The 13,311-nt window shown below is 54.2% G+C and carries 12 protein-coding genes; 4 read left to right on the forward strand and 8 right to left on the reverse strand.

The window, feature by feature from the left end; translation table 11 throughout:
- Nucleotides 1–33: 33 nt before the first annotated feature.
- From IEW12_RS00115 to IEW12_RS00150, 8 genes are all read right to left on the reverse strand, one after another.
- On the reverse strand, nt 34–1,425 hold the full coding sequence (locus IEW12_RS00115; protein ID WP_188563981.1) for a sensor histidine kinase: 1,392 nt from the start codon (nt 1,423–1,425) through the stop codon (nt 34–36).
- Nucleotides 1,418–2,098, reverse strand: a complete 681-nt coding sequence (locus tag IEW12_RS00120) for a winged helix-turn-helix domain-containing protein (protein ID WP_188563982.1) — start codon at nt 2,096–2,098, stop codon at nt 1,418–1,420. The genes IEW12_RS00115 and IEW12_RS00120 overlap by 8 nt, the downstream gene beginning before the upstream one ends.
- 118 nt (nt 2,099–2,216) lie before the next feature.
- Nucleotides 2,217–3,719 (reverse strand): efflux transporter outer membrane subunit, encoded by a 1,503-nt coding sequence (locus tag IEW12_RS00125; RefSeq protein WP_188563983.1) that lies wholly within the window; start codon nt 3,717–3,719, stop codon nt 2,217–2,219.
- A 1-nt stretch (nt 3,720) separates the two neighbouring features.
- Nucleotides 3,721–6,882 (reverse strand): efflux RND transporter permease subunit, encoded by a 3,162-nt coding sequence (locus tag IEW12_RS00130; protein WP_188563984.1) that lies wholly within the window; start codon nt 6,880–6,882, stop codon nt 3,721–3,723.
- Between the two features lie 11 nt (nt 6,883–6,893).
- Complete coding sequence (locus tag IEW12_RS00135; RefSeq protein ID WP_188563985.1) at nt 6,894–8,072, reverse strand: efflux RND transporter periplasmic adaptor subunit; 1,179 nt, start codon at nt 8,070–8,072, stop codon at nt 6,894–6,896.
- Nucleotides 8,073–8,302: 230 nt separating this feature from the next.
- Nucleotides 8,303–8,629: a CzcE family metal-binding protein gene (locus IEW12_RS00140; RefSeq protein WP_188563986.1), complete on the reverse strand. Its 327-nt coding sequence runs from the start codon at nt 8,627–8,629 to the stop codon at nt 8,303–8,305.
- 193 nt (nt 8,630–8,822) lie between these two features.
- Nucleotides 8,823–9,665, reverse strand: a complete 843-nt coding sequence (locus IEW12_RS00145; RefSeq protein ID WP_188563987.1) for a ferritin-like domain-containing protein — start codon at nt 9,663–9,665, stop codon at nt 8,823–8,825.
- A 276-nt stretch (nt 9,666–9,941) separates the two neighbouring features.
- The gene (locus tag IEW12_RS00150; protein ID WP_188563988.1) at nt 9,942–10,160 is read right to left on the reverse strand and encodes a hypothetical protein; all 219 of its coding nucleotides are present in this window, start codon (nt 10,158–10,160) and stop codon (nt 9,942–9,944) included.
- A gap of 420 nt (nt 10,161–10,580) precedes the next feature.
- On the opposite strand from IEW12_RS00150, the gene IEW12_RS00155 reads away from it, so the two are divergent.
- From IEW12_RS00155 to tehA, 4 genes are read left to right on the forward strand one after another with little or no spacing between them, the layout of a single operon-like run.
- Complete coding sequence (locus tag IEW12_RS00155) at nt 10,581–11,537, forward strand: catalase (RefSeq protein ID WP_188563989.1); 957 nt, start codon at nt 10,581–10,583, stop codon at nt 11,535–11,537.
- Nucleotides 11,506–12,168 (forward strand): sigma-70 family RNA polymerase sigma factor, encoded by a 663-nt coding sequence (locus IEW12_RS00160; RefSeq protein ID WP_188563990.1) that lies wholly within the window; start codon nt 11,506–11,508, stop codon nt 12,166–12,168. The genes IEW12_RS00155 and IEW12_RS00160 overlap by 32 nt, the downstream gene beginning before the upstream one ends.
- The gene (locus tag IEW12_RS00165) at nt 12,158–12,364 is read left to right on the forward strand and encodes a zf-HC2 domain-containing protein (protein WP_188563991.1); all 207 of its coding nucleotides are present in this window, start codon (nt 12,158–12,160) and stop codon (nt 12,362–12,364) included. Before IEW12_RS00160 ends, IEW12_RS00165 begins: the two co-directional genes overlap by 11 nt.
- On the forward strand, nt 12,361–13,299 hold the full coding sequence (tehA, locus tag IEW12_RS00170) for a dicarboxylate transporter/tellurite-resistance protein TehA (protein WP_188563992.1): 939 nt from the start codon (nt 12,361–12,363) through the stop codon (nt 13,297–13,299). The genes IEW12_RS00165 and tehA overlap by 4 nt, the downstream gene beginning before the upstream one ends.
- Nucleotides 13,300–13,311: the final 12 nt, after the last annotated feature.

Below are 13,311 nucleotides of genomic sequence, written 5' to 3' on the forward strand. Positions count from 1 at the left end.
CTGACTCTGGAGAGGAAGTTTGCACTGCTTGCCTTAGATGACTTGCGGTGAACTAACTTCTCCCTCCGGCGTGCTCAAGACCAGCGTTGCTCGTAATCCAGGAGAGTTGTCGGCAAGTAGCAGGTCACCCCCATGTAGCTTGGCGACTGCTGCGACCAGGCTCAGTCCCAGCCCGGCACCAGGCGTGCCGCGGCTGGTGTCGCCACGATAGAAGCGTTCAAGCACCTTGGGTCTTTCCTCTGCCGGAATACCCGGCCCGTTATCGGCGACAACTATTTCAACGCCGCCACCGGCGCCTCGCGTGGCATTTACAGTGATACTACCTTTTTCAGGAACGTACTTGAGTGCATTGTCGATCAGGTTTCCTATCGCCTGCGCAATCAGCAAGGGGTCGCCCCACAGCGGGAGTGATTCTGCGCATAAAAAGGAAAAATCGACTTCCCTGATTTCTGCTACGGGCTGATAAAACTCCACAGCTTCAGCGGCTATCGTGCGGGCGTCTATCTTGATGAAACCTGAGCGGCGTATCCCGGAATCGATCTCGGCCAGCCGCAACAGCGCATTAAAGATACTAATTACCCTGTCTACATCGGCGGTCGCACACTCTATTTCGGTAAAGGTAAGCTCCGGCTCCGGCCGGGTTAACGATAGCTCCTCCAACCGCGAGCGCAATTCTGCCAAAGGAGTGCGCAGGTCGTGCGCGATGGCATTCGACACATTTCTGATGCCCTCCACCAGATGTTCTATCTGGTCCAGCATGCGGTTTTGTGTTTCTACCAAAATATTCAATTCGCTTTCTCCACCATGGGCGGGAAGGCGATGCGAGAAGTTTCCAAGCATGATGGCAGAGGTGGCCCGGTTTATATCCTTTACCTGGGAAAGCAGCATGCGACGTATATAAAATCCCCCGGCTGTGCCCAGCGCCAGCACGATGCCAGCCGCACCCAGCAGCCCGTATAGGAAAAAATTTTCCAGTCTGCGGTACTTGGCAATGTCATTGGCAACCAGCAAATGGTAGCCACCCGGTAGGGCTGTGCTTAATAAGGCCACGCGCAAAGGCTGCTTGCCGATTGTGATCGACAACTTGTATGTGCCGGTTGCGGTGGACAGTTCTTTCGGCCAGGCCGGCAGATTTCCGGCAAGCGGTCTGAACGCTGCGTCGGCAAGCAATATGATTTTCTCGGCACCGTCAGCGCTCGTTCCAACTTCTATCTCAATCGCTGGCGCCAACGCCGCCAGGCCACCCTTGTTGAATACTGCTATCAGGCGCTGCGTATCGGCTTTAAGAAATTTTACCCTTCCATCCTCGATGGTTTCGCGCCATGCGAGCCAGAGCGGGGTGGCAAATGCCGCAAGCACGACAAGGCTGACTGCCACATACACCAAGGCGACAGTCAGCCCGGAAAATTTTAGCGACTTAAGCATCTGCGGTCAGCATGTAGCCGGCATTGCGTATGGTCTTCAATAATGGACGGCTATTGCCGGCATCAATTTTCTGGCGCAACTTGCTGACATGCACGTCGATGACATTGGTTTGAGGATCGAAGTGATAGTCCCATACATTTTCCAGCAGCATGGTCCTCGTTACTACCTGATTTGCGTGCCGCATCAGGTATTCAAGGAGTTTGAATTCACGCGGCTGCAATGTAACGACCTTGCCGCCACGCGTCACCTTGTGGGATAGCAGGTCCATGGCGAGATCGTCCAGAGACAGCATGGTCTCAGCGTGGGTCTCCTGCGAGCGGCGCAACAGGGCATCGAGCCGGGCCAGCAATTCACCAAAGGCAAAAGGTTTTACCAGGTAATCGTCGCCACCGCTTTTCAGTCCACGTATTCTGTCGTCAACGCCGGACAGCGCGCTTAGTATCAGGATGGGCGTCTTGTTTCCTGTCCTTCGCAAGGTTTCAATAATCGCCAGGCCATCTATGCCACCCGGTAGCATGCGATCCATGATGATCGCATCATAGGGTTCGCTGGCGGCCAGAAACATGCCGTCCCTGCCGTTATCGGCATGATCGGTTGTATGTCCTGCCTCACTCAAACCTTTCTTGAGGAATAGGGCAACCCGTTCGTTGTCTTCGATGATCAGCAGCTTCATGTTGTATCCGGTTCGAGAATGTTGATATTCCGGGAGCCATGAAACAAGATACTAAACCCGGCTCGATCTTGTTGCAATAATCCCGGCAGTGCCGTGCTGTATGTGCCTGATATGGAGGCTAACTTCCTGTGCGTGAAGGCATCTCTAACATTCCCTCGGTTGCCACCGTCGATCCCGTTGTATTTTGCCTGACCGGAGCGGCATCTGCCTTCCATCCGCCGCCCAGTGAACGGTAAAGGTCGGCCAGGCTGGTCAGTCGATTCAACTGCGTTGTGATCAGCGACTGCTGCGCGTTGTACAGGTCGTTTTGAGCCAGCAGGACATTCAGATAACTATCGCTTCCCGCCGCATACAGCATATTTTCGAGTTCCAGGCGCCGGGCTTGCGCATTGGTATAGCGTTGCTGCGCCGCCAATTGTTCATCATAGGTAGCTCGGGCTGCCAATCCGTCAGACACTTCGCGGAAGGCCGTTTGCACAGCCTTCTGGTATTGGGCTATGCCTATGTCTTTTTGCACCTTGGCCACGTCCAGGTTGGCCCGGTTCGCTCCCGCGTCGAAGATTGGCGCCAACAGCGCGGGAAGAAAAGACCATGCGCCCGAGCCCGCCGCAAACAGGCCACCCAGTGAGGAGCTGGCTGTGCCGAGCGAACCGGTCAGTGCTATCTGCGGGAAGAAAGCTGCGCGCGCGGCACCGATGTTGGCATTTTCAGAGCGAAGGATGGCTTCTGCCTGCAGGATGTCTGGGCGGTTTTCCAGCAGGTCCGACGGCAAACCTGGAGGAATATCAGCCAGGATGGACTGGTCCCGCAGCTTTGCCGGAGCGGGAAGATCCGCAGGCAGGGGCTGGCCCACCAGCAGGACCAGGGCGTTCCCCGCCTGGGCTTGCAGGCGGGTCTGCGCAGCATAATTGGCCTGGGCTTGCTCCACAGCGGTCTGGGATAGTCTCAAATCCAGCTCGGACAAGGTGCCGACATCAAATTGCAGCTTGGCCAGTTTGTACGAAGCCTGTGCTGTCTGCAGCAGTTGTTGCGTCACATCGCGCTGCTCGCCGTAGGCAAGGACGGCAAGGTACTGGTCCACGACCTGGGAGACCAGCAGGATTTCTGTCGCTTTGCGGGCATACGAGCTGGCGATGTATTGTTCAAAGGCGGCGTCCGATAAATTATGCAGATGGCCGAAGAAATCTGCTTCCCAGGAAACTGAAAGATCGGCGGCATAGCTGTGGGATGTGCCTGCGTTACCGCCGGCCGCGCCCGTGGCTCCGGGATTCTTGCCGCCGCCGCTTGAGGCAATATTCACCTGGGGGAACAAGCTGGCCCGCTGGATTTGATACTGGGCTTTCACTTTTTCTATATTGAGTATCGCAACGCGCAGGTCGCGGTTGTTTTGCAGCGCCAGTTCAACCAGGCGCTGCAAGCGCGGATCTCTGAAATTATCACGCCATGCGATACCGGCCGCGGCGGGACTCACCGGGCCGGAGCCGGCCTTTGCGGGATAGGTTGCACCTTGCGGGTAGGATGTCGCTACCGGCGAATCAGGACGCTGGTAGGTAGGTTGCAGCGCGCAGCCGGATAGAAACAAAGCGAAGATCGCCAGGGAAATAGGTGTGCGTAAGCGCATTTTATGCTCCTGTAGCGTGCTGGGTTGCCGAGGGTGCTTGGATTGCCGGGGCGGGGGATGCTCGCTCCTTTTGCCCCAGCTTGTTTGCGACAACCACATAAAACATCGGGATCAGGAAGGTGGCGATAAAGGTCGCCGTTAACATCCCGCCTATGACGCCCGTGCCAATCGCATTCTGGCTGGCCGAACCGGCGCCGTTTGCCAGTGCGAGTGGCAGTACGCCCAATATGAATGCCATGGAAGTCATGATGATGGGCCTCAAGCGCATATGCGCTGCTTCAATGGCCGCTTGCAACGCGGGTAAGCCTTCGGCATGGCGCTCCTTGGCGAACTCAATGACCAGAATCGCATTCTTTGCCGACAGGCCGATGGTCGTCAGCAGTCCGACCTGGAAATAGACGTCGTTGGACAATCCAAGCAAGGAAGTGGCTCCCAGTGCACCCAGCACGCCCAGAGGCACAACCATGATGACTGAAACCGGAATCGACCAGCTCTCATAAAGCGCAGCGAGACTGAGAAATACCACCAGGATAGACAGGCCATACAGCAAAGGAGCCTGTGAACTGGATTGCTGTTGTTGCAGCGAGATGCCGGTCCATTCAAAGCCGATTCCCGATGGCAGTTGTTTTGCCAGCCTTTCCATGGCCAGCATTGCCTGCCCCGAACTGCGGCCTGATGCGGCCTGGCCCTGGATTTCCATGGCTTCCACGCCGTTATAGCGTTGCAGCTGGGGCGGTCCGTAAGTCCAGTTTGTGCTTGAAAAAGCAGAGAATGGCGTCATGCTGCCGGCACTGTTCCTGACGAAGAGCTGGCTCAGGTCCTCTGGGTTCATGCGATAAGGCGCATCTGCCTGGACATAGACTTTCTTGATGCGGCCATCTGTATCCAGGAAATTATTGACATAGCGCGCGCCCCAGGAAATCGAGAAAGTCTGGTCAACGTCGCTGGCATTGATGCCGAGGGCAGCGGCCTTTTCCCTGTCTATATTGACCTTGAACGTGGGGTTGTCTTTTTGCCCGCTAAAGCGTACTTGAGCGAGATCCGGATCGTGTTTTGCCAGCTCCAGCAGCTGGTCCCTCGCTTTCGCGAGAGCATCATGGCCCAGTCCGGCCCTGTCTTCAAGCTCGAAATCGAAGCCGGCGGCGGTCCCCAGGCCCTGGATAGGCGGCGGGCTAATGGGGGTGATGATCGCCTCCTTGTCGGAGGAGAAGTGTTTGGCTATGCGTTCACTCAGGGCTTTGGCACTTAGTTTGCTTCCCGGGCGCTCGCTCCAATCCTTCAAGTGCACAAACAATTGCCCCTGGTTTTGGCCGCGGCCGGCATTGTTGAAGCCATTGATGATGAAAGTTGCGTCAACTGTCGACGCTTCGTCTTTCAGCAGATAATCGCTTACTTTGTCCAGTATCTTCCCTGTGTATTCCTGGGTTGTGCCTACTGGCGCTTGCACTTGCACATACATATAGCCCTGATCTTCGTTCGGCAGAAAAGAGGAGGGAAGCCGGATAAACATCACGACGACAGCGGCAATGATGGCCAGGTAGATGATCAGCCAGCGCCCCGATCGTGCGGCGATATGGCTTACGCCGCTAACGTATTGGTCCCGCCTGAGATCAAAGCTGCGATTGAACCAGCCGAAAAATCCTTTCTTCGTTTCATGGCCGGCAGAGGGCTTGAGCAGTTTGGAGCACAAGGCCGGTGTGAGCGAAAGCGCCACAAACACAGACAGCAGCATGGAAGCGACGATCGTTAATGAGAACTGGCGATAGATACCGCCTACGGTACCGCTGGAAAATGCCACCGGTACGAACACGGCACACAAGACCATGGCGACCCCGATCAAGGCGCTGCTGATCTGTGACATCGCCTTGCGTGTTGCCGCCAGCGGATCAAGGCCTTCCTCCTGCATGATCCTTTCCACATTTTCCACTACCACGATGGCGTCGTCCACCAGCAGGCCTATGGCCAGAACCAACCCAAACATCGACAGCGTATTGATTGTGAAGCCAAGCGCTGCCATGACACCGAAGGTGCCCAGCAGGACAACCGGTACGGTGATGGATGGAATCAGCGTGGCGCGGAAATTCTGCAGGAACAGATACATCACCAGGAAGACGAGGACGATACCTTCCAGCAGCGTCTTGATCACTTCTTCAATGGAAATTTTCACAAAAGGAGTGACGTCATTCGGATAAACGACCTTCAGGCCATGCGGGAAGTAGGGTTGCAGTTCCTGGATGCGGGCCCGGATGGCATTCGCGGTGGCCAGCGCGTTACCTCCCGGCGCAAGTTGTACACCTACACCGAGTGCGGCCTGGCCATTGTATTTATTGTCAACGTTATAGTTCTCCGGGCCGAGATTGATACGCGCGACATCGCGCAAGCGTATCTGGGAACCGTCTTGGGCCACCTTGAGCAATATGTTGCCAAAATCTTCCGGCGTACGTAGCAGGGTAGATTCGGTGATCGTTGCGTTCAATTGCTGATTTTGTACAGAAGGGGCGCCGCCTAGCTGACCGCCGGATATCTGTACGTTCTGGTTTTGCAGCGCGGCTGTGATGTCCTGGGGTACCAGTGAAAAGCTGTTCATCTTGGCCAGGTCCAGCCAGATGCGCATTGCATACTGCGTACCGAATACATTCATGTTGCCGACACCGTTGATCCTGCTGATGGGGTCCTGGACGTTGGAAACGAAGTAATTTGCGATATCGAATTTATTCATGCTGTGATCGGTCGATACCAGACCGATGACCATCAGGAATGAATTGGTCGACTTCGTTACCCTTACGCCGGTTTGCTGTACTTGGGCCGGCAGCAAGGGCACGGCAAGCTGCAATTTGTTTTGTACCTGCACTTGTGCAATATTGGGATCGGTGCCTGATGCAAAAGTGAGGGTCGTGGTGGACACCCCGGTGTCGTCGCTGGTGGACGACATGTATAGTAAATTATCGATCCCGCTCATTTGCTGCTCTATCACCTGGACAACAGTATTTTGCACGGTGACTGCGGAGGCTCCCGGATAGGAGGTGCTGATTTGCACTGTCGGCGGCGCAACCGGGGGAAATTGTTCGACAGGCAGCGCGAAGATGGATATACCGCCTGCCAGCATGATGAGGATAGAAATGACAATCGCAAATATGGGGCGATCAATAAAGAATTTTGACATTTTCCATGCCCTTATTTGGTTTCAGCGTTCATGGCAATTTCCGGAGGAGGCAGTTTCTTGCCTTCGGTTGGTGCAGCCGTGGCGATGTTTTGTGACGGTACAGAGCGCACCAGGGTTCCCGGCTGGATTCTTTGCGCTCCTGCCAGGACGATGCGTTCTCCTTCCTGAATGCCGCTGTTTACCACCCAGTTATTCCCGACGGTGCCTGATGCCTGGATCACCCGTTCGGCCAGTTTTTGCTCCGTGTTGACTACCAATACGGTGGCTTCTCCCTTGGCATTGTGCGTAACGGCTGAGATTGGAATCAGAAAGGCTGCATCATTGATGCCCTGTTCCATTCTGGCGTGCACAAACATTCCCGGCAACAGCACGTACTGGGGGTTGGGAAAGACCGCCCGCACCGTCAATGAGCCCGTGCTCGGGTCAACCGTGGTCGTGCTGGTTTGCAGCGTGCCAGGCAGCGGGTAGCGTGTACCGTCTTCCAGTGTCAGCCACAGTTTTACTTTATCCGCGCCATCCAGTTTGAGCTGGCCGTCAGCGACATCGCGGCGCAATTGCAAGCCTGCAATGCTGGGCTGGCTCAGGTCTACATAGATGGGGTCAAGTTGCTGTATCGTGGTCAGTAGTGTCGCGCTGCTTCCCTGTACGTAGCCGCCCTGGGTTACTTGCGAAATGCCGCTGCGGCCGGTGATCGGTGATGTCACGCTGGTGTATCCCAGATTGATCTTTGCCGAAGTGACCGCTGCCGCTGCCGCAGCTACATCTGCAAGCGCTTCCTGTTGCGCGGCGATTGCATTATCGAAAGCCTGCTTGCTTACTGCATTGCCAGCAACAAGCAATTTATAGCGATCTGCCTGAGCACTTGTCGTGCTGAGGTTTGCCTGCGCCTTTAATTGCGCTGCTTCTGCGCTGGCCAGGGCCGCCCGATAGGGGGCTGGATCAATCTGATAGAGCTGCTGATTTGCCTTGACCTCCGCACCTTCCTGGAAGCTTCGCTTTTGAACTATGCCGTCCACGCGGGCGCGTACCTGCGCCACCAGATAGGCAGATGTGCGGCCGGGAAGATCCTGGACGACGGGAACGCTGGCATGGCGAGCTGTAAGGACCGTCACTTCAGGTATTTGCGCCTTGGGAGCCTCTTGCCCCCTGGAGTCGCATCCTGCCAGTACGACTGCCGCCAGAGCGCTCATTGCATATAGTCGTGCATTTGATCGCGCATGTGATTGTGCATATGCTTTTGGTAGCGGCAATAAATTTTTTAGATAGGTAAACATAAGCGGCGAGCCCATTTGTCCAAGTTGGTTTGCAGCGCATCTCGTTGATGGATGCTTGCGTCATTCCCGGTGCACGGATTGGTGAGGTGAGGTTGATTACATGAGCTACCGGCGCAAAGTTTTTATAAGCACCGGTAGCGCTGGTATTAATTGGAATACAGGGGATTGGGGGAGACGTATGCCATTACCTTGTGGTCCAAAAGACCATTCGGCATGACCCTTTCGAGATCAAAAGAGCTTACTGATCCGTCAAACACCCAGGCAATTGCTTTGCCGTTGATCTCAAATCTGATGGTTTCGCCGCCTTCCACGTTGACATATCTGGTGTTTGCGTCAATGGAAATAGTGCGTGTAGCCTTGTCAGCAGGAGCGGGTTCTCCCAGTAAATCAGAGCCGGTTGCTGCCAGCGATGAAACGGCCGTTGCGATAAAGGCCAGACCGATAATGCCGCGAATGAGGGATTTCAAGTTCATGTCGTACTCCTTAATCAATAGATATTTCAGTCCTCGTGGTAGGGGCTGCAGGAGTACTTTGCGCTTTTGTCAGTGAAGCCTGGATTGGCGGTTCATTAACGATTGTTAATGTAGGGAGTAATCCGTCCGTTCAAAGCATATGGTCCGGACAGATGAATGCAGTAGAGGCAGTATAAACCGCAGAGGCGGGAGGCTATTTGCGTGCTACCAGGCGCGCCATGCCTAGCAGGGGCCAGCCTATCATGTGCCTGACGGCCAAGGGCACGGGAATGAGCTTTACCAGCATTTTTACTGCGACAGGATACGGGTAATGCCTGCGTGCCTTGTTTTTCACCATACGGCTAAAATCGCGCCAGTTTTGTTCCTGGAACGGCATGGCCGGATTGCGGACGCTGAAAACATGCTTGAACGCGATATAACTGTCTTCACCGCGTATTTCTGTCATGCGCCGCCAGATTGTGCTGGTTACAGACCATGGACTTTTCGGCGAGGACTTGCTGTATATCTCATAGAACTGGCGGAAACGCGCGTAATGATTTGCTTCATCCGTCTTGATATCGGCGAACAGTTTGCGCAGGACGGGTTCCCGCACATAGTCATGGACAGCGTGGTACATCGTGGTGGTGCCGGTCTCTACCACACAGCGCGCGATCAGTTCCAGCGCAGGATCATCCTCAAGCTGTTCTGCCGTGCATAGCGCCACATATTCTTCGCGGAATCGCGCATTGGCGGTATGCCAGTCAAATTCCGGCCATACATGCCTGACATAGGCTTTCAGCGCGTAGCCATGCTGGACCTCTTCATGTTGCCAGTGTGATTTAAGCCACTCCACCAGCTCGGCATTGCCGCGAAATTTTTCTATCAGATTATCGGTATACAGCTCCGCCATGATTTCAACCAGGGATGCTGACGCGAGCATATAAAACATTAAATCGTCATCGTGGATTGCGGATTTGTCGATAGATGCGAAATCAATGTCCCTGTAGTTCCACCTTAGCGTAGCGTGCCCGGCTTCATCTTTGACGGTATGCGGCATAAGTCTTGAGTCCTCATTGTCTGAATCACTTTGCAAATCGCCTTGTCCCAAAAAATAGAACAGCGTTTTAACCGGGGTGGCTAAAACAGGCAAGGTGCTAAGGAGTGTTTGTGAAATTGCCAAAATTGTATGTTCGGCAATTCACATTCAGGGCGTGCTTCAGCGCTTAACGAACAGCACAAAGGAGCAGCACAATGAACATCATAAAACTAATGCGGATATTTCGCGCAACCGATACATTGCGCGAAATGGGCAGGGATAGGCTAAGTGAAGATATTATTTGTTTTGCTGTGGCATGGTGGCATTGCGCCGCATTTCTTCCAGCTCTTCTTTACTCATTCTTTTGACATTGGATGTGCTGCGCTGTGGCAAATTGCTGCCGGTAACATATGTGCGTTCTTCCTGCATATTGTCTTCGCCAGCGTTGGTTGCCGGACCTGCACAGGCCGAAATCACAAGGGGAATTGCCAGCATGCATAAAATCTTTGTGCTCATTAAAACGTCCTTGAAAATGTGAGATACCAAGAAAAATAGTTTTTAAATTGATGCGTTTAATATATTAGCATTCTGTGAATGTCTTGTCAGGCTAATAAGATGATGATTTTAATATATGTCAAAAAATTAAAATACCCGGAAGGAGCGGCTTTTAATCGTTGCCACAGACATATTTATCCATCGTTCATAAATATCAGCTTGATAAGATGGCGATTTGACATGGGTTTGCTTAAAAAGTTGCAAAAATAATTAGAAATTATTGAAATGGAATAATCGAGACTGATTGTGGCGACTTGCGTCGCGCGGCTACCCTCAAAAAAATATAAAAAAGTCTGTAACAAACCAGGATGAATCGGGACTTATCGGCAAGAACCAAGCTTTACATCGTTCTATATCGATTTCACTTTCTGGAGATTCATCATGATTGAGACTAATGCGGCAGCTTCTGCCGATACGCAAGTAAGCAAGGCAGCATTGCCAGGCCCTGTACAGATGATTGACGCCTTGAATGGCGTCTTTGGCACACATGCGAAGGCGAGGGCGTCGCATGCCAAGGGGTTTCAGGCAATAGCTGAGTTCATTCCTGATCCGCAGATTGGCGACTTCGTCAGCAACAAGCTGTTTTCGCAAGCTAGCCTTGCTGCCCGCATCCGTTTTTCCATAGGCGGTGGAAATCCCGGCATATCCGACAAGAGCCGGACTGTACGCGGATTGTCCATCCGGCTGCAGCAAGATGAAGAGACCTATGATCTGGTGTTGATCTCCGAGCCGGCCTTTTTTGCTGCTACGCCGGAGTCCTTTGTCAGCTTCCTGCAGGCCAGGGTCGCGGATCCCGAGACCAAGAAACCGGACCCCGAAAAGATCGCTGCGCACAATCTCCGCTTCCCCGAGGGGAAAATCCAGCCTGGCTTGCTGGCGGCGCATGCTGCTCCAGCCTCTTATGCAACGACTTCGTATTTTTCCAATAATGCGTTTGGTTTTCGTAACAAGCAGGGCCTTGTCAGCTGGGCCAGGGTACAAGTGGAAGCTGTTGCAGGGACTCAGTACCTGAGCGAGGATCAGGAGAAAAATTTGCCGGATGCATTTCTGGAGGATGAATTGAAGGCTAGAATTGCAGAATCTCCTGCCGAGTTCATCATTTATGCGCAGTTGCCCGCCGAAGGCGATTCGCTGACCGACCCAAGCCAGGTATGGCAAGTAAGCGAGCGGCGTGTGCTGGGTACTTTGCGTGTGACCGCAGTATTGGCAGACGGTGGCGATGACGCCGTTGTTTTCCTGCCTTTGCAATTGCCGGAGGGCATACAGGCTTCCGATGACCCTATCCTGAAGGCGCGGGCTGCAGCCTATGCCGTTTCACTGGCGAGAAGGTCCCGATAAATCGACCATGGTGGCGCACTCGATGGATGAGAACAAGACTGAAAAAGCTCCCGATACTGCATCGAAAGAATACGTCGTCGACGCAGTTGCACAGCATCGCCAATTTTTGCTGAGAATTGCCAGGTTGCAGCTATATTCCCAGGCCGAAGCCGAGGATGTGGTGCAGGAGACCTTGATCGCTGCGATCAGTGGCTGGAAATCCTTCGCCGGCAAGGCAACGCTGCGGAGCTGGCTGATGGGTATCCTACGCTACAAGATCATCGATCAGATCCGCAGCCGCCAGCTCGATATGGCCCGCTACAGCCAACTGTACTCGGCGGAAGAAAACCTGCCCTTCGATGGTTTCTTTACCGAAGACGGTAGCTGGGACCCGGAAACCTTCGTGTCCAACGCCTGCCCGCAGGCTGCGCTGATACAGTCGCAACTGCTGGACCTGGTTGAGCTTTGCATGAATAAATTACCGGAAGCAAGCGCAAGGCTGTTCCTGATGCGCGAATATCTGGGCATGGAACTGGATGATATTGCATCCACATCGTCGATCACTCAGGGGAACTTGCGCGTGCTGCTATATCGCGCGCGCATGCGCCTGAGAGATTGCACGGTACGTGGATGGGGAGAATATGATGAATGAGAATACTGAAATAAGTTGCGAAGACGCGACCATGCTGGTCTCGGAACAGCGGGATAGTCCTATCACCGAGGAGGCTGCGGCCCAACTGCAGCAGCATGTTGCGCATTGTCCTTACTGTGCGGTTGCCTACAAGCAGTTCGACAGCCTGTTTGCCCAACTTGGCGAAATGCTGGGTGCAGATAAGCCTGTCCTGTGAAGCAGGCCTATCTTTCTGCTTCTCTCTTCAGCATGGTGCTGGGACTGTGCGGCCTGGGGCAGGGATGGCGCCTGGCGGCTCGCTTATGGGGTGTTTCCCCGGTCATAGGTGAGGCCGTGCTGCTGCTGGCCTTTATTGTCTGGGCGGGGCTGCTGGTGGCGTACATCGTGCAGGCTTGCCGCAAGCCACAGCAGGTCATCCAGGAATTTCTGCATCCGGTGCAGGGCGGGGCAGCAGCCCTGATAGGTGTCTCTACACTGTTGATCGTTCTGGCGGTGCTGCCTTATTCGCTAAGGTTCGCCTGGGTACTTGCAGCACTGGGGTTAAGCTGGCATCTGCTGTTTTCTATATGGCATACCGGAACCCTGTGGCAGGGCGGCCGCAATCCCCTCGATACTGTCCCCAGCCTTTATCTTCCCAGTGTCGCCGGCAACTTCACCAGCGCGGGTGCGCTGGGCGCCCTGGGCCATGCTGATTTCGGCTGGCTATTCCTTGGTGCCGGCGTGTTTTCCTGGGTGGCGATAGAGTCGCTGATCATTCAGCGCTTGTGGCATGGTGAAGCTTTGCCGGTGGGACAGCGAGCACTGCTGGGTATCCAGTTTGCACCGCCTGTAGTTTGCGCGACGGCCTGGCTGTTGCTGGCCCCGGGTTCCACGGACCATTGGTTGCTGATGTTGTGGGGTTACGGCTTGTTCCAACTGCTGGTCGGCATGAGGTTGCAAGCCTGGCTGGGTATGCAGCCTTTTTCGAATTCATACTGGTCGTATACTTTCGGTATTGCTTCGACGACGGTATGTGCTTTAAAGCTTGCCTTGTCTGGTGTCGATGCTGCAAAAATACTTGCTATCCCCATTTTTGCCGGCGCCAACCTGGTCATTGGTACATTATTTCTGCGTACTAGCTTTACTGCCTGGCAGTGGCTGCGGTCCAGATGAAATAACTTATTG

It is taken from the genome of Parundibacterium terreum, assembly GCF_014636315.1.
Lineage (GTDB): Bacteria > Pseudomonadota > Gammaproteobacteria > Burkholderiales > Burkholderiaceae_D > Undibacterium > Undibacterium terreum.

Bases quoted from the DNA above. Each gene is read 5' to 3' on its own strand.
- IEW12_RS00150 (WP_188563988.1), bottom strand. From the start codon at position 10,160: ATGAGCACAAAGATTTTATGCATGCTGGCAATTCCCCTTGTGATTTCG.
- IEW12_RS00155 (WP_188563989.1), top strand. From the start codon at position 10,581: ATGATTGAGACTAATGCGGCAGCTTCTGCCGATACGCAAGTAAGCAAG.
- IEW12_RS00160 (WP_188563990.1), top strand. From the start codon at position 11,506: ATGCCGTTTCACTGGCGAGAAGGTCCCGATAAATCGACCATGGTGGCG.
- IEW12_RS00145 (WP_188563987.1), bottom strand. From the start codon at position 9,665: ATGCCGCATACCGTCAAAGATGAAGCCGGGCACGCTACGCTAAGGTGG.
- IEW12_RS00130 (WP_188563984.1), bottom strand. From the start codon at position 6,882: ATGTCAAAATTCTTTATTGATCGCCCCATATTTGCGATTGTCATTTCT.
- IEW12_RS00125 (WP_188563983.1), bottom strand. From the start codon at position 3,719: ATGCGCTTACGCACACCTATTTCCCTGGCGATCTTCGCTTTGTTTCTA.
- IEW12_RS00120 (WP_188563982.1), bottom strand. From the start codon at position 2,098: ATGAAGCTGCTGATCATCGAAGACAACGAACGGGTTGCCCTATTCCTC.
- IEW12_RS00165 (WP_188563991.1), top strand. From the start codon at position 12,158: ATGATGAATGAGAATACTGAAATAAGTTGCGAAGACGCGACCATGCTG.
- IEW12_RS00135 (WP_188563985.1), bottom strand. From the start codon at position 8,072: ATGAGCGCTCTGGCGGCAGTCGTACTGGCAGGATGCGACTCCAGGGGG.
- IEW12_RS00140 (WP_188563986.1), bottom strand. From the start codon at position 8,629: ATGAACTTGAAATCCCTCATTCGCGGCATTATCGGTCTGGCCTTTATC.
- IEW12_RS00115 (WP_188563981.1), bottom strand. From the start codon at position 1,425: ATGCTTAAGTCGCTAAAATTTTCCGGGCTGACTGTCGCCTTGGTGTAT.